Here is a 22,601-nt window from a genome sequence, read left to right as displayed (position 1 = left end):
ATCCCTTGATAAAGCCGCAATGTCTTCAACATTATGTGGCTTGAGTAAAGCTCTACTGCCTTTGGCTATAGCGATCGCCCCTGCTTCAGTTACATGCGTTCTAGCACCGAAATTCCCAGTAGCGACAGGCCCAGCTTTAGAGTTTGGGCGGTCAGGTCGCAGAGCAGCAGTCGGGACGTGCGCTGGGGTTCTGGGGCCTGGAGCACGGAGCAGCGATCGTAGAACTGGTTAAACTTTTGGCTGAGCTCAAACAGGTACTGGCAGAGGCGGTTGGGGTAGAGGTCTTGGGCCACCTCGTCTAGCACTTCATCCAGCTGCAAAAGGTGGCGGGCCAGGGCAAACTCGCTGGCCTCTTCCAGGTGAATCCTGGCCTCGTCAGGGAGATGATCAAAGTCGATGTTTCCCTTACGACTGATGCCCTGCACTCGCACATAGGCGTAGAGCATGTAGGGGGCGGTGTTGCCCTGCAGGGCCAGCATTTTATCAAAGCTAAAGATGTAGTTGCTGGTGCGGTTCTGGCTCAAGTCGGCATACTTAACCGCATCAATCCCTACGGTTTCGGCCACCGTTTGAATGAAGCTCTCTGACTCTTGCCGCCCCTCGGCCTCAATCCGCCTTTCTAGGTCGGCTCGGGCTCGGCTAACGGCTTCGTCTAGTAGGTCTTTCAACCGTACGGTCTCCCCAGAGCGGGTTTTGAATTTTTTGCCGTCCTCCCCCTGCACCACTCCAAAAGGGACATGGGTCAGCTCTACCCCGTCTGGGATCCAGCCTGCTTTGGCGGCCACCTGAAACACCAGGGCAAAGTGGTTGCTTTGCCCGGCATCGACCACGTAAAGCACCCGCTGGGCACCATCCTGCTGGGTGCGATAGCGAATGGCGGCCAGGTCGGTGGTGGCGTAGTTGTAACCGCCATCAGATTTTTGGATGATCAAGGGCAAAGGGTCGCCAGCTTTGTTGGTGAACCCGTCCACAAACACCACCTTGGCCCCCTGGTCTTCTACCAATAAGCCTTGGGTGTCTAGGTCTTTGACCACATCAGCTAGCAGGGGGTTGTAGAAAGATTCGCCCCGCTCTTGGATGGTGATACCGAGGCGATCGTAGATTTTTTGGAATTCTTGGCGAGACTGGGTACAGAGTACCTTCCAGGCTTTGGTGGCGGTGTCGTCGCCCGCCTGCAAAGCCACCACTGCTTCCCGAGAGCGGGTTTTGAAGTCGTCGTCAGTGTCAAACCGCTGTTTTGCTTGCTTGTAGAAGGCGACTAGGTCGCCAATGTCGACGCTGGAATCGGCCTCTAAAGCGTCTGGACAAGCCTCTTGCAAGTGGGTGATTAGCATGCCAAATTGGGTGCCCCAGTCCCCCACATGGTTTAGCCGCAACACGTCGTGGCCCATAAACTCCTGCACCCGGGCAATGGAATCGCCGATGATGGTGGAGCGCAGGTGGCCCACGTGCATTTCTTTGGCAATGTTGGGGCTAGAAAAGTCGACAATGACTCGCTGGGGTTGGGCCACAGGGGGGATCCCCAACCGGGGGTCAGCCTGCATCTGCTGGAGCTGCTGCTCTAGGTAGTCGGTTCTGAGCCGCAGGTTGATAAAGCCTGGGCCAGCAATTTCCGGTGGTTCGCAGAGGGCACTAACGTCGAGATGCTCGACAATTTGGCTAGCGATCGCCCGCGGGTTGTTCTTCAAAGGCTTGGCCAGGGACATGGCCAGATTGGCCTGGTAGTCGCCAAACTTAGGGTTGGTGGTGGGCTCCAGCATTGGGTCGGTACCGGTCAGTTCTGGCCCAAAAGCGGCCACAATGGCCTGGTCAAACTGTGCCGTTAGCTGTGTAAGTGTAGACTTCATGTTGTGTTTTACCTAACCTTCTATTCCCTAAGTTGACTCCCAACAGGCCTATGAACCACCCTCACCCACTCCACCTCTTACTAAAGGCCAGCACGATGGCCGGAGGGCAATCTCAAAGGACTATTGCAGCCCTGCTAGAAACGGTATTTGTGTGCCCTCTCAATCCTAAGGCAATCCGCCACAGCAAGTCCTTGGGCCATGAAACTGGTTTTTGATCGTTGCCACTATCCTCACGTCAGTACCCGCCTCTACCGTCGTAGACATCAGCGGGACTATGGGGTGCTGGAAGCCTAAAGCTCTGGCGGCCATACGTCTAAATCTCCGCAAAAAACTTGGAAGAAACCTATCGTTTTTACCCTGGCCTCAACCACCCAGACTAGAGTAGAGCTATTAACGGTAGCGTTATCCTGGGTTTAGCTATGCAACCGTCTCAGCCATCGATCAGTCTGCGTAAGCTCGTTGTGCTAGGGGCGCTACAACTCAGTGCTTTGTGGGACCTGGTAACTACTGGTCTGGGTATTTTGCTGATTTTGGATAACCTCAACCTGGTGGCCATTAGCCTAGCCGTGATTGGCACGCTGATTGTGGTGGCCTTTAACTTTTCTACCCAGGCCATCTGGCGACGCCGTCAGCGGTTGACGGCAGCCCGCCTACCCCTGTTGGGATTGCGCCTGGTGTGGCTGACGGCCCTGCTGGTGGATTTATGGACATCGTTGACTTGTAATGCCTGGTTTATTGGGGAAGGTGCCAGCGATAGTTTGGCCCTGGGAGATGTGCTGGCTAGCCTCAGTCCTGGACAGCTGATCATTGTGGTGTTTGTGACGTTGATAACAGGGATCAGCCCGATGTTGGTAGGATATTTACATAACCGGGATATTGACAGTATATTGCACTAACTTTTGGGTCTGATTTTGCAGCCTGGGGCTATGGCTTGTGATTACCCTCAAAGCTTCGACATCAGGGCGGGAACAAATTAAACGCGCCAGACTGGAACAAGGCTGGCCAGTGAATGATTTTCGTTGGGTGGTAGCCGCTAGCCACATCTTGGGAACTGACTGGGACACAGCAGGGGTATTGGCAGCGGGAATTTCTGAAGGCACTTGGAAGCGGTTTCTGGCCGGAAAAGTAGCGATTAATGCCAGTGCATTTAAAGCCTACTGTGAGGTCTTGAAGTTAGATTGGCAAGCCGTGGCTGAGGCAGACAGCCTGGCAGCCCAGGGGGCTGAACCTCGGTGGAACCCAGAGCAGCCTAACCCAGAGCGACCTAAATGGCATTTTGCCCCTACCGCCTCGGCAGCTACCCTCGACAACCTGTCCCCCCTACGGATTGACTGGGGCAATGCCCCTGACGCAACGGTCTTTTATGGGCGACAACAGGAGCTAGCCACCTTAAAGCGCTGGATCTTGGCCGACAGTCCGGGGGAGCGTTGCCGCTTTATTACCGTCTTGGGCATGGGGGGGATTGGTAAAACCGCCCTGTCCATTCGCCTGGCTCAAGATCTGATTGCCACCCCCAGTCCTTCACCCATGGCCTGCTGGCAAGCGGTGATCTGGCGGTCCCTCCGCAACCCCCCACCTCCCTCAGACATTCTGGTGGATTTGATACAAGTCTTGTCAAACCAGCAGGAACAGGATCTGCCCCTCCGCTTAGAAGGGCAGCTGTCGCGGTTGCTGCACTACTTGCGGCGCGATCGCTGCTTGATTGTCTTAGACAATGCTGAGTCGATTTTGCAGGGGGGCGATCGCACTGGGCGGTATCGGGCTGGGTTTGAGGCCTATGGGGAGGTGTTGCGTTGTCTGGCGGAATCTGCCCACCAGAGTTGTGTGGTAGTGACCTCCCGGGAGAAGCCAAAGGGTCTAGCGGCCTTAGAGGGAGAGACCTTGCCGGTGCGATCGCTGCCGTTAACTGGCTTGCCGCACCAAGACGGCAAAGCGTTATTCGCGCTCAAAGGCGAGTTTCAGGCTACGGCAGACCAGTGGCAGCGGCTGATTCAGCGTTATGGGGGCAACCCGTTGGCCCTCAAGATTGTGGCGTCCTCCATCCACGACTTTTTTGGCGGTGATATCAGCCAGTTTTTGGCGGTGTCTGAACCGGGCGGTTTTTTATTTGACGACATTCGGGATTTGCTCGATCAACACTTTCAGCGCCTGACTGAGCTAGAAAAAACCGTCATGTACTGGCTGGCCATTGATCGCGAGCCTGCCACGGTGGCAGAGGTGCAGGCCGCTCTGCTAACCCGGGTCACCCCCCCGGACCTGTGGGAATCGTTAAATTCCCTGCGGCGGCGCTGTCTGGTGGAGACCGCTGCCCCCCCGACCCAGGCGGGGAAATCCACCGCCATCACCCAGCAGCCGGTGGTCATGGAGTATGTCACCCACCGCCTGATTGACCACATTAGTCAGGAAATTGTTACCCAGTCCCCCCGGTTATTCATCAGCCATGCCCTATGCCAGGCCCAGGCCAAAGACTTTGTGCGGGAAACCCAGGTCAACCTGATTCTGCGCCCCATTGTCGATCAGTTGATCAACCACCTGGGCAGTGCTGCTACCGTTGCCACCACCCTACAGCAGCTGCTATCTACCCTGCGGGGGGGAACTCCCCAGGCGATGGGCTACGCCGGGGGCAACAGCTTAAATCTCTTGTTGCAGCTGGCGGTGGACATTAGCGGCTACGACTTTTCTGACCTGACAGTATGGCAGGCGTATTTGCAGAATGTGAAGCTGCATGGGGTGAACTTTGCCAGGGCCGATTTAACCCATTGCGTGTTTACAGAATCCCTGGGCAATGTGCTGACGGCGGCCTTTAGCCCCGATGGGCGGCGGCTTGCCACCGGGGATACGGACTGTCAGGTGCGGGTGTGGGATACCCAAACCGGCCAGTTGCAGCTGATTTGTCGGGGGCATGCCAACTGGGTACGGGCGGTGGCCTTTAGCCCCGATGGTCAGTTGATCGCCAGCTGTGGCGCCGATCAAACTATTCGCCTCTGGCAGGCCGCCGATGGGGTCGGGGTCAAGACCTTGACGGGCCATGGGCACGAGGTGTTTGCGATCGCCTTTAGCCCCGACGGCCAAACCCTGGCCAGTGGCGGCGGAGACAACACCATCAAACTCTGGGATGTGGGCACGGGGCAATGCTGGCAAACCCTGGTAGGCCATAGGGACTGGGTGCGGTCCGTGGCCTTTGCCCCCGCTGCGATCGCCTCCTCCCACCTCCTACTGGCTAGTGGTGGGGTCGATCACCAGATCAAACTCTGGGATGGGGTGACCGGGGCCTGTCTGCGAACCCTCGGGGGCCACCAGGGTTGGGTGCATGCCCTGGCGTTTAACCGGGATGGGCATCTGCTGGCCAGTGGTAGTGGCGATGGCACCATCAACCTCTGGGACTGCCGCACTTGGGACTGCCTAGCTACGTACCGAGATCATGGCAGCAGTGTTTACTGTGTAGCCTTTAGCCCCATCGATCACTGGCTAGTCAGCGGTGGCGGCGATCGCACCATTAAGGTCTGGGACTGGCAGACCGACACCTGTCTCAAAACCCTGGTGGGCCATCACAATGAAGTATGCTCGGTGGCCCCGCATCCGGACGGGCGTCGCCTGGTGGGGGTCAGCCTTGATCAGTCGGTGAAGTTATGGGATATCGATACCCTCCACTGCCTCAGAACCTGGGAGGGGCACACTGACTGGGCTCTGCCTGTGGCCTTTAGCCCAGGTGACGCTACCGGCCCAGCGGGGCAGGGGCAACTGCTGGCCAGCGGCAGTAACGACAAAACGGTGGTGCTGTGGAACTGGCACACTGGCCAGCGCCTAAACACCCTGAGCGGCCATGGGGATTTCATTTATGGCATCGCCTTTAGCCCCGATGGCCAGCAGCTAGCTAGCGGCAGCACCGACTCTACCGCCCGCCTGTGGGATGTGGCCACAGGGCGCTGCATTCAGGTGTTGCAAGGCCATGGAGATTGGATCAATGGCCTGGCTTACCATCCCCACCAACCGGTACTGGCCACCGCCAGCGCTGACTGGACCGTCAAACTGTGGCACTGCACCACAGGTCAGTGCTTACACACCCTCAGCCAACACAGCGCTAAAGTGCTGGGGGTAGCCTTTAGCCCCGATGGTCAACTGCTGGCTAGCTGCGGCGTCGACCAAACCATTCGCCTCTGGTCTGTGGCCACCGGCCAACCCATCCAGACCCTGACCGGGCATCGCAGTCGTGTCTGGTCTGTGGCCTTTAGCCCTGTTGGTGGAGCGCAGCTCCTGGCCAGCAGCAGTACCGATCGCTCCCTACGGCTATGGGATGTGGCCACTGGTCAGTGCCTTAAGCGTTTGGAGGGTCATACTAACTGGGTGTTTGCAGTGGCCTTTAGCCCCGATGGCCGCCACCTGGCCAGTGCCTCCCACGACTACACCATCCGCCTGTGGGAGGTGGCCACTGGCACCTGCCTGCGGGTCTTTGAGGGGCACCGCCACCTGGTGTCTGCCCTGGCCTTTAGCCCCGATGGCCAGGTGATTGCCAGTGGCTCTCAAGATCAAACGGTACGGCTTTGGCAGGTCGAAACCGGCCAGTGTCTGCGAATTCTGGTGGCTGACCGCCTGTATGAAGGCATGAACCTGCGAGGGGTCACTGGCTTAACCTCGGCCACCCTAACCACCCTACAACTGCTGGGAGCTGTAGTTTAATGGCTACGATACGACAGGCGACAGCGGCTGATCTGCAAGAGTTGGCGACCCTGTATCGCCAGACAGTCCTCACCCATGCTCCCCATTACTATACCCCGGCCCAAACGACTGTCTGGGCCGAGGCCGCTGATGCTGAGTCGTTTCACCCGCTCATTTTGGCGGTAACCACCTACCTGGCGGTGGATGACTCTGGAATTGTTGGGTTTGCAGGTCTGGGGGCCGATGGCCATGTGGCCTCAGTCTATGTACGCCATGACCGGGTACATCAGGGGATTGGGTCACGACTTCTGCAAACAATTCTCGACCAAGCCCAACGGCAAGCCCTGCCCCGGTTGTATGCCGAGGCCAGTGAGTTGAGTTTGGGGTTATTTAAAAAATTTGGCTTTCGGTGCTATGACACAGAGGTGGCGCACCGCTCTGGGGTGCTATTCAAGCGCTATCTGGTGGAAAGATACCTGGGGTAGGGCGGCCTCGATAGATGGAGGCAGTCTATAAGATTACGGCCAAAGATTACTGCCAAAACTCATCCACTTGCAGGGTTTCGAGTTCGGCCTGGATTTCTTGAAAATAGTCGCTTTGGGTGATCTGCGTTACTTGCTGTTGCAACTTGGCCTGATCAATGTCAATGGTGAGCTGTTTGAGTTGTTGCTTGAGCTGATGTTCTCGCTGCACCACATGGTCTGCCATCTGTTGAAACATGCGGGCCAATTGTCCCAGGTGGTCGCTGCGCTGGGCAACGGTGTCTAAGCTGGCGGGTTGAAAGGTGCCTTGATCGACAGCGGCAGCCGCAGCAGTGATTTGATCTACCTGGGCAATGTATTGCTGCATGGCGGCGTTATGGCGGCGCAGTTGGGCTTCCGCTTGCTGGCGATCGCTGATGGCCTGACTAATTTGGTGATACATCTGATTGAAGGTGGCGATCACCTCCCCCAGTTCATCCTGCCGTGGATAGGCCAGAGAGGCGAATTCGGGGGGGGCTGCCTCAGTCGCTGCATCAGCGGTTAGGGTCTCCCCAGCCATGGCCAAATCACGCCGCAGATTGAGAATCGGGGTAATCAGTTGGTGGCTCAAGAAGGCCATCATCACCAGGGTAATGAAGGCGGCAATCAGCAGCACCAAGCCAGCAATCCTGAGGATGTAGCCGATCAAGGCCCACTGCATCGCGTCAGCGTTGTGGCGTAATACCAACCAGTGGTTTTCGGTGAGATCGGGGATCATCCCTTCCCCTAGGGCGGTGGTGGTCCAGGCCAGATCGTAGCGTTGACCAGCGGTGGTGGTCACCAGTTGTTGCCGCTCGGCATCGCGATCGCCAGGGGCAAGGGTCGGCGGCTCACCGAACTGGGCCACCGGCTCTCCCTGGGCATTGAACACCGCCCCACCCACAATGCCCTGCAACATGGGATCAGCCTTTAGCTGTTGCAGATGGTCTGCCAACTCAACCCCCGATGCCGTAGGAAAGGCAGTGACAATCCATCGCACTTTGCCGGTAGAGACATCTTCGATTTGAGCCAACAGCTCGCGGCGGCGACGCTGTACTGAAGGGACTAGCACAATCCCTTCGATCGCCACCAGGCTAACGAATATGCCTAAAATAATCCGCTGAGATAGGGGGGAACGGAAGAGTCTGCCAGTAACGTGAAAGGCTGGGGGTAAGGACGGCATAGCACTACCATCGAGCTGGAGTAGATGCCTCTAAACTGCTGGCTGCGGCCAGTTGCTGTCAAGATCAGTGACCCGGGGCTAGTCTGATCCAAATCTGATCCAGAGCTGATCTTTCGCCCCAGGCGAACTTAGGCCACACTGCAAGGGTAGGTGTCTGCCTTAGGCTTCAGTGCCTTTTGCGATTTCTGAGGACCCCCCATGTGCCCTACCCCGACAGCGCAGTCTGGTCTTTGCCTGGGCAAAGACCTGGTGGTAATTGGCTGCGATCGCGTTGGTGATCGCGATTCACTACAAGCCATGACGCCTCAGGTGGGCATATTGCGGCTCCCTCAGCACGGTAATGGGGTGGTCACGATCACCCAGATGTTGATCAATTTCTATCCGGTTCACCGGCTGCATTTAGTGATGCCGGGCCAGGCGGACGGGTTAAACCTGGGCACGGCGTCTCTGCAATACGATAGTTTACCCACCTATGCCAGAGACCTGTGCCAGTGGAAATCGGTTCTGGCCCCGGGGGCAGAAATTTTAATTTATAACGGGGTGTTTGCCCGCACCGAGGCTGGACGGCTATGCATCGATGTTTTGCACTACCTGACCGGCGCCGCGATCGCCGCCTGTATCACCCCCGCCACGGCCACTGTAGATTCAGGCAGATGGGAATTCGACTGTGCCCACCCCGCCTGGAGCCCGTCTTTTGTCTTCGGCCCTCCAGTGATACCCCACAGCGATCAGCCACCAAAGCAGGGGGTACAACCGGCAGCGGCTATCAGCTAAATCAACCGCTGCCCTGAGAGGGCCACGGTGTCAGGGGTGGTGGTGGCATTGCTGCGAATCAGCAGCTGCGCGTTAGGTAACGAATCAGCTTGAGTTGGATTGGGTGAGCGGCTATCGCCGTGGTATCGCAGGTCAATGGTACAGGTGCTGCCCGCCGTCGCTAGGGTGAGACCAGCACAGCGGTTAGCGGTAATTTCAAAATAGTCAGGATTGTTGCCTGCCAGGCTAATGCCCTCAATCCGCAGGGGAGCTTCCCCCCGACTGGTGATCACGATGGATTCAACCGTTTGGGTTTGATAGCCAAAGTTGATGGTGCTGGGACTGACCGTAACCTCAGGGACCACCCCTCGCCCCTGGAGCCCAATGGTCACAGTTGGGGTATTGACGGCGTTGCTGGTGAGGGTGAGGGTCGCCTGGCGATCGCCTGGGGCCGTAGGCCGAAATTGCACCGATAACTGGCATTCCCCTCCAGGTTCGACCACCGAGCAACGGCGCTGGAGGGAAAAATCACTGGCCTGGGGCCCACCGATCCGCAATGCCTCCACTTGCAGGGGGGCTCTGCCGGGGTTGGCGAGCACCAGGGGGGCAGACTGGCCATCACCATTGACGGGCTGAGCCCCAAAGGCCAATTGGGTTGGGCTAACCTGCAAGCGGGCCTCGGGCAGGGGGTCCGGGTCGTTAGCCACAACCTCGCCGGTCAGGGGGATGGTGTGAGGGGCGTCAGGGGCATTGCTTTGCACCTGCAGCTGGGCCTGGACGGTTTGGCTGGGGCTGGTTCGCCCGGGGCTAAAGGCCACCTGAATCGTACAACTGGCCTGGGGCTCTAGGGTTTGCTCGGCGCAGGTTTGGGGGTCGAGGCGAAAGGCTGCAGCCTGGTCTGCGGTCAGGGTGACCGCGTCAAGGGTGAGGGCTCCAGTGCCGTGGTTGGTGACAGTCAGGGTCTGGGCGTCACTTTGGGAACCAGCCACCTGGGACTCAAAGGTGAGGGTGGATGGGCTGATCGACAGCCTAGGGATGGTGGTGCCAGTACCGGCCAGGGGAATCTGCAGCGACTGGTCGAGGGCATCACTGGACAGGGTGAGAGTAGCGGTGCGATCGCCCGCCTGCTGGGGCTGAAAAACCAGTTGCACCGTACAGGTCTCTCCCGGGGCGATCGCTAGGGTTGCGGGTAAGGCCCCATCGCCGCTGGTGCAAACCTGGGTGATCACAAAGTCTTCTGGGTGGCGGCCCGTGAGCCACGCCTGAGGATTAAGGGGCAGGGGGGCCTCCCCTGGGTTGGTGATGGTCAGGGTTTGAGGGGCACTGGTGGTGCCAATTTCCTGGGGCTCAAAGTTGATGGTCGCCCGATCCACCCGCATGTCGGGGGTTAGGGGCTGGTCCTCTTCTGGCCTGAGAGGATCCCCAGAAGGCTCCTCCGGTACGGGATCGCCAGGGGGGTTAGGGCGAGGCCACACCAGCCAGGTGGTGACCACAGCCAGCAGCAGGGGGGCCGCGATCGCCAGCCAGCGGCCTAGGGGCCAGCGGTGCTGAAGATCGGGCGTCGTCACTGTTGGCGGCAGCAATTCCAGGGGCGGGTCAGCATCCTGGTTCAGCAGGTGAGAAAACAGGCTGAGGTTATGGCGGGTGAGGGTAGCGGCGGCCGTGTCTTGCAAGGCTTCCCTGATCGCAAGCGCCTGGAGCAGGTCAGGATAGGCCCCAATCGTATCCCCCAGGCTGAGGCAGCGGGAGCCCCGCTGATGCAGCACCCAGGCCTCTGCCGCCTGATCGCCCACTGCCCGAGCCGCCTGCAAGCTCACCTGCAGGGCCTGCTCCCACAGCCCCCATTGGGCCTCCACAATTAAGGCCCCATCCAGGGCCTGACCCAACCGCAGCACCTCGGTCCACTGTCCAGCCTGGGCCGCCAACTCCATCACCTGCACAATGGCATCGCCATGATCGGCAATCAATGCCGGAGAGTGCTGCTGCATCCAGGTGGTCAGCCCGGTGGCCAGACGGGGCAGCCAATCCCCCAGGGGAAACAGCGGCTGCAAAGGCTGAACCAAATTTTCGGCCAGCCGGTACCCCAGACCATCCCCCAGCACCCAGTGCCAGGCCTGCAAGGTTTCTATCAAGGTAGCCACAGTCGGGTTGCCGGTAACATGGGCCAGCGCCCCAATATCGAGGGGGGTACCGCCCAGTAGGGCTAACACCGCGATCGCCCGTTGGTCAGAGTTAGGCAGTTGGTTCAGGGTCGCTAGAATAGCTTGTTCGGGGCTGGGGGCCGCCATCACCTGTTGGGCCAGGGTGACCATCCCCAACCGCTGGTGTTGGGCTTGGCTGACCGCTTGCAAAATCCGCAGGGGATGGCCTTGCAGATGGCGGCAGAGAGCTTCGGCGGCCTGGAGCTCTGATCCCTGGAGCCGGTTACCCAGGGTATGGTCGATCAAGGCGATCGCATCCCTCAAGGGTAATCCTGGCAGGGGAATCGCCGCTGCCTCTTCCCCCCAGAGGGATCGGCGCTGGCTGGCTAAGAGGAAAGTGAGATCGGGAAAGCTCAGTAGTAACCCCTGCACCTCCTCCCGTTCGATCGCCAGGTCATCAATCAAAACGAGGGCTTTTTTGCCCTTGAGAGCCCGACGAATCTGAATGTCTGTGGGCTTAAAAGGAACATCGGCGGTGTAAAAGGCCTCAAACAAAGCTTGGGCCAAATCGGCAGCGGTATGGCGACCAGCCCGCAGATAGATCACCCCCTCCGGGCACTGGGCAGTGATCTCTGGGCGATGGGCTGTGGCCCGCAACAAAGCAGTTTTGCCAAACCCCGGGGCACTAAAGCAGTCCACAGTCTGGCCCCGCTGGCAGGCCGTGGCGATCTGTTGGGTCTCCTCAACCCGGTCCAGCAGGTGGGGAAATGGCGGCGGACAGAAGCGATCGCCCACAGCGACCGGTCTCACCCTAGGGCGTTGATTAGGGGACAGGGGATACACCACTAAGTTACCGCCAGGGCCAATCACCGTATTGTTGTTGCCCACCACCACCTGTCCGATAATGTCGCGGGCCTGGATGGTGACGCTGGTGGCATCTGGGCTGGGGGTAAGGTCCACTCGGGTCTGATGCCCCACCCCTGGCTCTGTTGGCAAATCCACCGTTCGCTGCCAGGTGGGGGCGACAACTTCCCCGGTCCAGGCCGTGACGCTGAGGCGCTGCACCCCAGGTAGACTTAGCTTTGAGAGCCCCGCTTGCAGCCAAGCGAATACCTTGTCTGGATGCAGGCCATAGGGGGAACGCAGGGTGATATCTAGGCATCGGCCTTCCACCGTAGCGGTGGCCCGCACCGCCTGGCCCCGCAGCGAGTGATTGATCAAACGGGCGATCGCATCGGCATCACCCGCCTGGGCTAAATGCCAGCAATGAGCATCGGGGGCTGAAACGCTGGGGGCCATGGTATAGCAGCCGATTGACCAACGGCATGGGGGGCAATGTTGTAGACTTCATGCCGACTTGCTGAGATTCCGTAAGCGCAACAATTGTCAACATAGAAGCTGCCAGTCGAGCCATTCTCAGCACGAGAATGGCTGACTCCACGGCTGGACTGGGATGGGGCTTAAGGGCCTACGCTACAATAAAACACTAGGATCAAGCTGGTTTTCAAAGATTCCCATGGAAAGAATAGTCGTCGGTCTCTCAGGAGGCGTAGATAGTTCAGTGGCAGCGGCCAGCCTGCATCGTCAGGGATACGACGTTGTGGGCCTCACCCTATGGCTCATGCAGGGCAAAGGCCAGTGCTGCTCTGAAGGCATGGTAGATGCGGCGCAGCTGTGCGATGAGCTGGGCATTCCCCACCACATCGTCGACAGCCGCGAGGTGTTCCAGCGGGAAATTGTCGATTACCTGGTAGAAGGCTATGGCAGTGGTGTTACCCCGCTGCCCTGTTCCCAGTGCAACCGGGCGGTCAAGTTTGGCCCTATGCTGCAATATGCTAAAGAAGAACTGGGCTGCGATCGCATCGCCACCGGCCACTACGCCCGCATTACCCAAAACGCTGACACGGGGCGCTATGAACTGCGTCGGGCCGTTGACCTCAGCAAAGACCAGTCCTACTTTCTCTATGACCTGACCCAGGAGTTACTGGCCGCCTGCCACTTTCCCTTGGGCCACCAAACCAAAACCGAAACCCGACGGATTGCCGCCGAGTTAGGCTTGCACACCGCCGACAAGCCCGAAAGTCAGGATCTCTGTTTGATTGAGCACCACGGCTCGATGCAAACCTTCCTGGACAAATACCTGGCCTCCAAACCTGGCGACATTGTCGATACCGACGGGCGGATTTTGGGGCAGCACACCGGCATTCACCACTACACTATCGGCCAACGCAAAGGGCTGGGCATTGCCGCCCCTAACCCCCTCTACGTGGTGGGGTTTGATGTGGGTCGCAACCAAGTAATCGTTGCCGATCGCAGCGATGCCCACTGGCCTGACTGCACCGTGCAGCGGGTGAACTGGGTCTCTATAGATGCTCCCCAAGAGCCCATCCGGGTATCGGTGCAAATTCGCTACCGCAGCCCAGCGGTCGCGGCTACCCTGGTGCCCCTGGAACCGGGCCAACAGGCTGGACGGGTGAAGCTGGTGTTCGACGAGCCTCAGTTTGGGGTGACCCCAGGCCAGGCCGCCGTATGGTACGACCATGACCGGGTGCTGGGGGGCGGGCTGATTGAAGCTGCCGCGTCTGAGCCAGCCCCAGGTCAAGTCGACCAGTTGGCGACCGCCGCCGTAGATTAGGTGACCGATGACAGATACCTCCCAAGATCAACAACATCCTCAGTACAAAAGCGATCGCCAGGTGGTCAATCAACTGCTGGCGGGGGAAGCCACGGATTACAATCTGGTGGAACTGGCCCGACTAATGATCCGCTACGACGGGTTCCCAGGGGCCAGGGATATTCAAGCTGACCTGAAAAAGGCCCTGAACCGCTGGCAGTTGAGTGAAGCGGAGCTGTTTGAGAAAACCCGGACCATTCACCATCAGGGGGAGGTCTATCGGGGCCTGGGCCGAGGCCGAGAAGACTGGAGCTAGTGTAGGAAGGCAGAAGGATAAAGGCAGAAGGATGTAGGACTTTGCCCGTACGGAGCAGGCAGAGGGCAGAAGTAGGTGGGTCATTTCTGCCTCAGAGTATTTAATGGTCTGTCAAGCCAGACGCGACGGTTCAGCAGGGTCTGCGGTGCAATGTCTACGGCTCGCCTTAAACCGTGTACCGTGAATCCCAAGCCATATCTCCCGTCATTAAACTGAGACTTCGGAGGTTTCTAAAACCTCCGAAGTCTGGTCAGTCATTATTCATCATGATTTGCAATACCACCAGCCGACGCATCGCCACATCTTCCGGACGGGGTTCCTGGGCGGCTTCCTGTACCTCAGCGGCGGCGATCAGGAACCCAGCGATTACCCCCAGCAGCAAGGCCACATTGCGAATAATCAGATGGCAGGGCAGGCAATGACGTATTTTTTTCATAGGACTAACAAGCACCAGATGGTCTTGGGGAATCCCCACCGTCACCTTATCGGACAATCCTAAGACAAGGATATGACCAGGACCAGCTGAGACTCTCCCTTCACTAGGTTACAGGGCTATTGTTCCCTGGCCTGTGCTTAATGCTTCGATTTAACCGTAATTCCAGAAAAATTACCGATAACTATTGATAACGGCTGATTAAGTAATCTGTATTTTCCCCAGTATCCTGCAACAGAGGCGTATTCCTGCAGGTGGGAAGCTATGCCTATAATCGAATCCAAGCGCCAGGGATCAGCACACAAGCAAGATCTGCCTCCTGCCTCCTGCCTCCTGCCTCCTGGATTCCACCCTCCGCCCTTCATCCTTCATCCTTCTGCCTTCATCCTTCTGCCTTCCGCCCTCCGCCCTCCGCCCTCTCTTCCTACCTACGGCAGGGGCTGCACCCGGTGGGGAGGCCAGAAAATCTTGTAGGCATTCCCCAGCAGGTTAGCCTGGGGCAAAAATCCCCAAACATGGGAATCATTGCTGGCGTTGCGGTTGTCCCCCAATACAAAACATTCCCCAGGGGGAACCGTTGCGGGTCCCCATTGATAGTTGGGGGGCTGGGCAATGTAGGACTCAAACAGTGGAGCGCCATTGATCCAAACTTGCCCGTCGCGCACCTCCACCTGTTGCCCTGGGATCGCCACCACCCGCTTAATCCATAAATCGCTGGGGCTAGCTGTGGCCAGCCGGGCCAGGGCCGCAGGGGGCGGGTAAAACACCACCAGTTCCCCGGCCGCAGGCTGGTAAGCCGGGGAACGCCGCCGCACAAACAGGCGATCGCCCACCTCCAGGGTCGGCAACATAGATTCACTGGGAATCACCGTTTGCTCCACTACCTGGTAGATCAGGGCGGGGGTGGCGGTGATTAGCAGACGAGTGACCACCAGGGCCAGCAGCAGGGCCTTGAGCATGGGCCACTGGGTGCGTTTGCCGGGGGTGGCACCATAGGCTAAACCACAGGCCACAGCCCAAATCACAGGCGGCAGGGGCAACAGGGCTGGATGAAAATTAGCGGCGTAGGCGGTACCGATGCCCAGCAGCAGTAGCCCGCCCCCCAGCAGCGCCTTTTGCAAAAATAGATGCCCCAACCCCGGCAAAATTTGCGAGAGAAATACCGGGTACCAGGGATCGGTAGACCGGTAGCTGAGGGGGCTGAATTCCTCCAGGGTGAGGCCCCGTTTCGCTTCTCGATGGCTGTCCCACAGGGTAGCGAGGTAGAGCCCTCCCAGGGGCAGCAGGGTGAGCAGCCCCCGCAGGGTGTTGCCCTGGGGGGCGAAAATAGACCAGGCGATAAACCCGATCAACCCCAGATGGCTGAGCAGCAGAAACCAACCCAGGGCGATCGCCCCGTCGTACATCTGCCCTACCCCTGGTAGGACCATGGACCAATTCACCGCCAACCAGGGACTCTTTTCTGGCTTTTGCCCCGTCCCCCGCCTGGGCTCGCCGTAGCTGCTGTTGCGCCCCATGCCTAGCCTCTGCCGTAGCGCTGTACAGCATAGTGGTGGGCTTCCAGTTCTTCGCGATCGCCCAGGGCAGGCAACCTCAGGGTATCGTCCTGATATTTACGCCGCAGGGCCAGCCAGATTAAGTAGTCAGCAAAATGGGGATTTTTGGGCAGCAGTGACCCATGCATGTAGCTGCCAAACACATTGCGGTAGCGGGCTCCTTCATCCTCGGCGGTGGCATTGTTGCCAAAGCCAACTCTGGTTTTGGCCAGGGGGGCAACCCCCTGGCCCAGGTAGGTTTGCCCAGAGTGGTTTTCAAAGCCGACGATGGTGCGCGGCACGGGTTTGGGGCTGGCATACATGGCGGTGATCTCGGTGTAAATGTCGGCACTGAGTTCGCCGATCAAATTGCCAATACAGCGTTGCTTGACCTCGGTGCCAGGGGCCTTAGTTCTGACATTAATAATGCCAAGACCTGGGGTCTCTTCGCCATTGCCCATCAGAAAGGTGTGGCCCATCAGTTGATAGCCGCCGCATACCCCCAAAAAGACCACTCCGGCCTCGGTATCGGCTTGGATGGTGTCGGCTTTGAGCTGGTGAAAGTCGTCCACCACCGCCACCTGGTCGTTGTCCTGGCCACCCCCCATAAAATAGAGGTCGGTGTGGCCGGGGGTGGGGCGATCGCCCATGGTCAGCGGCTGCACCATACAGTCAATGCCCATCCACTGGCAGCGGCGTTTGAGCACAATTAAATTACCCGTATCCCCATAGAGATTCAGGTGGTCGGGGTACAGGTGGGTCAGGGTAAGGGCGTAGGGCATGGTAGGGAAAGGATGAAGGATGAAGGATGTAGGGCTATGCCCGTGCGAAGCAGGCAGAAGGATGAAAGGGAATCCTGTGCTGCGTGGGGGGTTGGGCTGGCGGATAGGGTTGATTCCTATGTGCCCAGCAGGGGGTGTTTCCCAGGATGGCTTAAACAATATCCAGGGTCTTGCCCATCAGCTTGCGAAACTCTAGCATGGCGGTGTAAGTGGGCATGACAAAAACTGTCTCCCCAGCCGCAGCGGTATCAAAAGATTGGGCGATCGCCTCCCGAATGGACTCCAGGGTGAGAATCGGCTCTGCTGGCGGGGTATCCAGGGCATACTTCAGCCGCACTGCCATGTCTTTAGCCCGAATGCCGGTGCAGAGGATCCAGTCGATCTGGGCCTGGTTCAGCCGTTCTAACTCGCTATCCCATAACCAAGAGACATCCTTACCATCGGCGGTGTTGTCGTTAATGGCCAATATCAGCTTCAGGGTGGGGATGGCCTTCAGTAATTCCAGGCTGAGGCTAAAGCTGGCCGGATTCTTCACCAGCAACAGCCGGTAGTGGACCTGTTTAGCCCCCACCTGTTTGGTCAGAATTTCGCCTCGACCAAAGGCCGGCTTAAAGGTTTGCAGCCCAGCCAGAGCCGTGTCATCGGCCACCCCCAGCAGCTTGGCAATGGCGATCGCCATCAGGGCGTTATAGACATGAAAAAAACCTGGGGATGCGGTTCTTACCTGGGGTAGTTCCACGATCGCTTCAGCCAGGGTGCCGTGGATGGCAAAGTCAGTGGTCAGATCGGGGTTGATGCGAATATGGCTCGCCTCCAGCCCTTGCTCCTGCTGCTGCCGTTGGTGCAGGGCACCTTCGTAGGGTAAGAACTTGGCGTAGTCGGCCGCCAAGGACATGAAGTAAGTGGGATTTCCCAAGCCATGGGTGAGCCGGGCTGTACGGGGGTCGTCACCATTCACCACCACCACCGCCTGGGGACATTGGGCAATGCCGTCGCGAATCAGCTTTTCGGTGCGATCGATTTCACCGTAGGCATCCAACTGGTCTCGATAGAGGTTGGTGACCGCAATAATCTGGGGCTGCAAGAGGGCCGCAATCCGGGGCAAGGTGGCTTCCTCCACCTCTAAAATGGCGTGGGTCACGTCGAGCCTCCCCCAGACATTGCTCTGCTTCAGCAGTTCAGACAAAATTCCCTGGCTGAGGTTGGCCCCGGCCTTATTCCGCAAGATCTTTACCCCTGGCACCTGGCTCAGGGTAGCGCTGAGCATGGTTTGGGTGGTGGTTTTGCCATTAGTTCCAGTAATCGCCACAATGATCGGGATCTGGCTGACCAGTGCACCCAAGGCAAAGGGGAAGTACTTACCCACCAGATAGCCGGGCAGGGCGGTGCCAGAGCCACGGCCCGATACCTTGAGCACCCAGGTTAACAACTTGGCGAAAGCAACAATGGGAATCAGCAAGAGTTGATTCATGGTAGACGACTCCCCCCAAACGTGCAGGATCTTCCGCAAAGCGTACCAGAGTCTAGCCTAGAAAGGCAGAAGGCAGAAGGCCGCTACATCTGATAGTCAGGATCAATCCAGCATTGGGGCAGGGGCTCTCCTGAGGGAAATATCAGCTTAGCTTTATCAAAGGACTGGGCCGGTTGCTCTTCTTCCCCCTGCTGTGGTCTTCCCTGCACCGTAGCGTGGGTTGGGTTAAACAACGTATCGGTATCGATCACTTTTATCAGGCTTTGACTTTGGCGGTCTTTGACAAACATAGATTTTCATTCTCCAAGTGGCTCGTTTTCTCGAAATCAGGTGCAGCCCGTGACATGACCCAGATAAATGACTCAGACGGCTCTGCCATCGCTCATGGTCATTCAATCAGGCTGATCCCTTGCCCAGCCTAAGGAAGACGGCCCGTGGCCAACGTCTGCCGAAGGAGGGAAATAAGTTCGCCTTTCGTCCAGCCAATTCTCAATTCATCCGCTAGAATGGCCCCAAGCTTTGGGGTAGTGGCCTAAGATTAAGGCGCAAATTTGGGGCTTAGGCCAAATGTCTCAATCAGCTCTTAGATCATGGTTTTATGGGAGTGAAGGGATACCTAAGGGAGAATTTTTAGAATTTTTGCTCCAAATTTGCAATTAGGGTCCATAATTAGCCCGTTTGTCGTTCCATTTACGTATTCGTCTTGTCTAGGTCTCCCATGACAGCTGTGCCGATGCCATCAGGGCCATCCCCCTCCTTTGAAAGCGCTAGCGCTGGCGGTCTACCCGATACGCCACCGGTTTTTGCGCTTAAGGAATTAGTGGCTCGCCTGCAGCGAGAACAATATAAAATTCAGGACTTATTAAGTTCTTTGGGGTTTGCCCTCCGCAGCCTCAACAACCTGAATCAGTTTTTAGAGCTGATTCCGATGATTGCCAGTCGGGTTACCGATGCCAGTGGCGGAGCACTGGTTCTGTTTCGGGCCGATGGCCAGGTGCGCTTAGAACGGCTCCACTGCCAGAGCGAAGACCAGTGTCAGGATGTGCGATCGGCCCTGGAAGCAGCAACTCGCCAGGTGACCGCCAGCTTTCAGCCTGCCCCTGAAAGTAGTGCCATGGCCATGGCTCGCAATGCCATGTTGTCCCTCGATCGCCAGGTGAATCGCTACCTAGGGGAAGACTTTCAACTGTTTGGCACGGCGATCATCGTGCAAAATGTAGAGCGGGGTCGGCTCTATGTATTTAGCCGAGACCCGGACTATGCCTGGACCGAGACCCGCCAGAAGCTGGTGCGGCTGGTGGCGGATCAAACTTCGGTGGCGATCGAAAATAATGAGCTGACGGTAGCTCTACGCAAAAAAGAGCGGTTGGACCGAGAGCTAGAAATTGGGGCTGAAATTCAGCTGCAACTGCTGCCTCGGGAGTGTCCCGTGATTGAAGGGATGGATCTGGCCGCCAAATGTAAGACGGCCCACCGAGTCGGGGGCGACTATTACGACTTTATCCCGACCACCTTTGAGCAACTGCGTCATCCCAGTGCTCCTCGCTCTGCCGCCGATCCTTGGAGTTTTGCCATTGGCGACGTGATGGGCAAGGGGGTACCCGCCGGGCTAATCATGACCATGATGCGGGGGCTACTGCGGGCAGAGGTACTGAATGGCCATTCTCCGGCCCAGATTTTGCAGCACTTGAACTTTGTGATGCATGGGGATTTGGAGAATTCCAACCGGTTTGTCACTCTGTTCTATGCCGAATACAATCCCAAAACGCGGATTTTGGCCTACGGCAATGCGGCCCATAACCCGCCCTTTTTGTGGCAGGCGGCCACCAACACCATTACTCGCCTGGATACGGTCGGCATGTTGCTGGGGCTAGATATGAGTACCCAGTACTACGAAGCTGAAATTGAGCTGCAACCCGGAGATACGGTGGTGTTTTACACCGATGGCTTTACCGAAGCAGCCAATGCCCGAGGGGAACGGTTTGAAGAAGAAAACCTGGAGCGGGCGCTGCAATGGGCCTGTCGTAACTGCACGACCGCTGATGAAATTTTGAACTATGTCTTTGATCTGCTTGATCGATTCATTGGCGGCGATCGCAGTAATGACGACGACATGACCCTGGTGGTGATGCGGGTGAAGCCAGAGCTGCAACTGAAGCTGTTTGAAAATTAAGCCCTCGCCGACCCTACCCTGCCCCTCCTGAGGGGTTGTGTATCAGGGTTGTTTCCTTGTTGAAATGGGAGAAGGGGGGCCGGATTCAAAGTCCCTCTCCCGCTCTGGGAGAGGGATTTAGGGAGAGGGCTGCAAAAGTGGGATGCACCAGTTTAAACCTGCCCCCCAGGGCAAATGGTCGACCACTGGTCCAAATTATCCCGAGACTGAATAAAGCCCCCCACCTCACCCCGATAGGCGATCAGCCGAGCCCGGTCTGTAGAATCGGGCGGTACCAGGGTGACTAAACGATCCACCGTCGCGGCGGCACAGGCCCAATCATTGGCTCCCACCGCTGCTGCCAGGGTTTCCTGCAGGCGGGCAATTTCTGCTTGTTTTGCCGCTTCCGCCCGCTGTTGGGCAATGTAAGTTTCCATATTACGAATTGCGGCGGTGGCATAGCGATCGCCAGGCCGAACCGCTAACGCTCGCCGAAAGTTAATCAAGGCCGTGTGGTAATCCCTTCTTTCGGCCGCGTTATAGCCAGCCAGCATAGCTTGAGTATAGGTTTGGGCGGCATTTTGCTTGGTCTGAACGATGTCAGCCGCGATCCCAGGCTCTATCCCCGAACCTGGCTTAGCTAGAGTCGGTAAACGACCCAGTCCTAACTCCAGACTGATGCCGCTCAGGACCAGTCCCAAAACAATTTTGTGCAGACTAACCATAGGTCACACCACTCCCCAAGTGGCCATAGCGAGCTGATCATCAGTAGATCACCTGACAACGGCCAAATCAGACTATACGACCGTCTAGGGTAGCGAATTTTTGGCTTGACGCTGCACCTGGTTTACGGTTTATACCAAGTCCAGCTCGGGAACTGGAGTTTTCCTGCAGGCAGAACTCCAGGTCTGGACTTGGATTTGGTTTATTACCCCCTGGGGTCTGGGGCGGCAGGGCTGGGGCGGTTTTGGCGGGCGGTCCACCAGCGGGCGGTGAGGGAACCGACAATCATCGCCACCACAAACAGCGCCGGATTCCATTGGCCCAGGACCAGAGAGGTGATCGCTGGACCAGGGCAGTATCCCCCAATCCCCCAGCCAATGCCAAACAAGACGGCCCCCAAAATCAGCGGCTGATCGATATCCTGGCGGGTGGGCAGGTAGAACTTGCCGTTAAACAGGGGGTGGGGTCGTTTGAGAACCCACCGGAAGGTGACGACAGTTACTGCCACAGCCCCACCCATCACAAAGGCCAGGGTGGGGTCCCAGGCCCCCGCCAAATCAAGGAACCCGATCACCCGCTCGGGGTCAATCATTTGGGAATAGCCCAGCCCCAAGCCAAAGATTAAACCAGCCACCAGGGCAACTATATGTTGCTGAGTTTTCATTGTCTGTATGCCTTGAGTAGTGCAAAGTATTGGTTCATTAAGTCAGTGACTGGCAGGAGACTTCTGAATAAGGGCATCCCTGCGTTAAGGCCGCTAAGCCAAGGACTAGACGTTCAAGGCTCAAAGCAGAAATCCTCTGAAAAGGATTGGGAGCCGAGTTCTCTGGTCTGCGACCGCAGACGTCTACGGTTAGCCAGGGAGTGAACTCCCTGGGGGGCGTGGCTGGGGAGAACGTTTTCCAGAAGTCACTTAAGCCAGCAGATGCCGGGTGATAAACACCGTGACAAAACCGGCCACCATAAAGCTGATAACCGCTGCCAGCGATCGCCCCGACAGTCGCCCCAGGCCACAGACCCCATGGCCACTGGTACAACCGTTACCCATGCGGGTGCCAAAACCCACTAAAAAGCCAGCCACAATCATGGTCAACGGGGTAAATCCATAGGTCGGGGTGGGCTGGGGCGCTAAACCATACTCATAGAGCAATCCACCCCCCAGCAGGCCAATCAAAAACAACCAACGCCAAATCTCAGCCGCCGTAAATGTGATTGCCCCATTCACCATGCCGCTGATGCCAGCAATTCGGCCATTACAAGCCAGCAGCAGCGTGGCGCTGAGACCAATTAACCCACCACCCAGCAGGCCATACCACCATTCCACTTGCATAGCAGTCCCTTTAATCAACTACTTAACAATATAGCAATATAAGCCCCGTCGCGATCATACTCGTAGCGGTTGGCAGAAATATGACCGCCTTTGCTGAGAGTGTCAGGTATCAGGTGTCAGGAATGATTGGTCGACTTGTGCCATAAAAGCCATGATGCTCTGCAT

At 57.7% G+C, this 22,601-nt stretch carries 18 protein-coding genes; 7 read left to right on the top strand and 11 right to left on the bottom strand.

Annotation, left to right across the window (positions count from 1 at the left end; genetic code table 11):
• Nucleotides 1-89 precede the first annotated feature (89 nt).
• Nucleotides 90-1,847 (bottom strand): arginine--tRNA ligase, encoded by a 1,758-nt coding sequence (gene argS, locus E1H13_RS14630; protein ID WP_169614157.1) that lies wholly within the window; start codon nt 1,845-1,847, stop codon nt 90-92.
• Nucleotides 1,848-2,266: 419 nt separating this feature from the next.
• Here argS and E1H13_RS14625 point away from each other — a divergent pair, with 419 nt between their 5' ends.
• The 3 genes from E1H13_RS14625 to E1H13_RS14615 all read left to right on the top strand — a co-directional run bounded on the left by E1H13_RS14625 (nt 2,267) and on the right by E1H13_RS14615 (nt 6,988).
• Entirely contained in the window at nt 2,267-2,743 is a 477-nt protein-coding gene (locus E1H13_RS14625; protein WP_169614156.1) for a hypothetical protein, read from the top strand.
• A gap of 109 nt (nt 2,744-2,852) precedes the next feature.
• Nucleotides 2,853-6,524 carry an NB-ARC domain-containing protein gene (locus E1H13_RS14620; RefSeq protein ID WP_347404163.1) on the top strand — a complete coding sequence of 1,224 codons (3,672 nt, stop codon included), beginning with the start codon at nt 2,853-2,855 and terminating at the stop codon, nt 6,522-6,524.
• Entirely contained in the window at nt 6,524-6,988 is a 465-nt protein-coding gene (locus tag E1H13_RS14615; protein WP_169614154.1) for a GNAT family N-acetyltransferase, read from the top strand. The genes E1H13_RS14620 and E1H13_RS14615 overlap by 1 nt, the downstream gene beginning before the upstream one ends.
• Nucleotides 6,989-7,034: 46 nt before the next feature.
• Here E1H13_RS14615 and E1H13_RS14610 read toward each other — a convergent pair whose 3' ends face one another.
• Nucleotides 7,035-8,186, bottom strand: a complete 1,152-nt coding sequence (locus E1H13_RS14610; protein WP_169614153.1) for a methyl-accepting chemotaxis protein — start codon at nt 8,184-8,186, stop codon at nt 7,035-7,037.
• A 198-nt stretch (nt 8,187-8,384) separates the two neighbouring features.
• Here E1H13_RS14610 and E1H13_RS14605 point away from each other — a divergent pair, with 198 nt between their 5' ends.
• Nucleotides 8,385-8,960, top strand: coding sequence for a DUF4347 domain-containing protein (locus E1H13_RS14605; RefSeq protein WP_169614152.1), 576 nt, complete (start codon nt 8,385-8,387; stop codon nt 8,958-8,960).
• Here E1H13_RS14605 and E1H13_RS14600 read toward each other — a convergent pair.
• Entirely contained in the window at nt 8,957-12,379 is a 3,423-nt protein-coding gene (locus E1H13_RS14600) for a choice-of-anchor D domain-containing protein (RefSeq protein WP_169614151.1), read from the bottom strand. The two genes, E1H13_RS14605 and E1H13_RS14600, sit on opposite strands and share 4 nt — an antisense overlap.
• A gap of 217 nt (nt 12,380-12,596) precedes the next feature.
• Between E1H13_RS14600 and mnmA the strand changes: the two genes are divergently transcribed.
• Nucleotides 12,597-13,715 (top strand): tRNA 2-thiouridine(34) synthase MnmA, encoded by a 1,119-nt coding sequence (mnmA, locus tag E1H13_RS14595; RefSeq protein WP_169614150.1) that lies wholly within the window; start codon nt 12,597-12,599, stop codon nt 13,713-13,715.
• A 7-nt stretch (nt 13,716-13,722) separates the two neighbouring features.
• Nucleotides 13,723-14,010: a DUF3288 family protein gene (locus tag E1H13_RS14590; RefSeq protein ID WP_169614149.1), complete on the top strand. Its 288-nt coding sequence runs from the start codon at nt 13,723-13,725 to the stop codon at nt 14,008-14,010.
• A gap of 250 nt (nt 14,011-14,260) precedes the next feature.
• Here the strand turns inward: E1H13_RS14590 and E1H13_RS14585 are convergent, their stop codons facing one another.
• The 5 genes from E1H13_RS14585 to E1H13_RS14565 all read right to left on the bottom strand — a co-directional run bounded on the left by E1H13_RS14585 (nt 14,261) and on the right by E1H13_RS14565 (nt 18,521).
• A complete protein-coding gene (locus tag E1H13_RS14585) occupies nt 14,261-14,446 on the bottom strand; it encodes a hypothetical protein (RefSeq protein ID WP_169614148.1) in 186 nt (61 codons plus the stop codon).
• 425 nt (nt 14,447-14,871) lie between these two features.
• Nucleotides 14,872-15,960 (bottom strand): signal peptidase I, encoded by a 1,089-nt coding sequence (lepB, locus tag E1H13_RS14580; RefSeq protein ID WP_169614147.1) that lies wholly within the window; start codon nt 15,958-15,960, stop codon nt 14,872-14,874.
• 2 nt (nt 15,961-15,962) lie between these two features.
• Entirely contained in the window at nt 15,963-16,760 is a 798-nt protein-coding gene (locus E1H13_RS14575; RefSeq protein ID WP_169614146.1) for a glutamine amidotransferase, read from the bottom strand.
• A 151-nt stretch (nt 16,761-16,911) separates the two neighbouring features.
• Entirely contained in the window at nt 16,912-18,231 is a 1,320-nt protein-coding gene (locus tag E1H13_RS14570; RefSeq protein ID WP_169614145.1) for a Mur ligase family protein, read from the bottom strand.
• A gap of 83 nt (nt 18,232-18,314) precedes the next feature.
• Nucleotides 18,315-18,521, bottom strand: a complete 207-nt coding sequence (locus E1H13_RS14565) for an acetyltransferase (RefSeq protein WP_169614144.1) — start codon at nt 18,519-18,521, stop codon at nt 18,315-18,317.
• Nucleotides 18,522-18,949: 428 nt separating this feature from the next.
• Between E1H13_RS14565 and E1H13_RS14560 the strand changes: the two genes are divergently transcribed.
• The gene (locus E1H13_RS14560; protein WP_169614143.1) at nt 18,950-20,404 is read left to right on the top strand and encodes a PP2C family protein-serine/threonine phosphatase; all 1,455 of its coding nucleotides are present in this window, start codon (nt 18,950-18,952) and stop codon (nt 20,402-20,404) included.
• 152 nt (nt 20,405-20,556) lie between these two features.
• Here E1H13_RS14560 and E1H13_RS14555 read toward each other — a convergent pair whose 3' ends face one another.
• The 3 genes from E1H13_RS14555 to E1H13_RS14545 form a co-directional block, all read right to left on the bottom strand.
• On the bottom strand, nt 20,557-21,108 hold the full coding sequence (locus tag E1H13_RS14555; RefSeq protein WP_169614142.1) for a hypothetical protein: 552 nt from the start codon (nt 21,106-21,108) through the stop codon (nt 20,557-20,559).
• A 203-nt stretch (nt 21,109-21,311) separates the two neighbouring features.
• On the bottom strand, nt 21,312-21,770 hold the full coding sequence (locus tag E1H13_RS14550) for a YeeE/YedE family protein (protein WP_169614141.1): 459 nt from the start codon (nt 21,768-21,770) through the stop codon (nt 21,312-21,314).
• Nucleotides 21,771-22,019: 249 nt separating this feature from the next.
• Nucleotides 22,020-22,436: a YeeE/YedE family protein gene (locus E1H13_RS14545; protein ID WP_169614140.1), complete on the bottom strand. Its 417-nt coding sequence runs from the start codon at nt 22,434-22,436 to the stop codon at nt 22,020-22,022.
• Nucleotides 22,437-22,601: the final 165 nt, after the last annotated feature.

The organism is Nodosilinea sp. P-1105 (assembly GCF_012911975.1).
Taxonomy (GTDB): Bacteria; Cyanobacteriota; Cyanobacteriia; order Phormidesmidales; family Phormidesmidaceae; genus Nodosilinea.
Note: the sequence above shows the minus strand (reverse complement) of the source record. Positions and strands in the feature narration are given on the sequence as shown.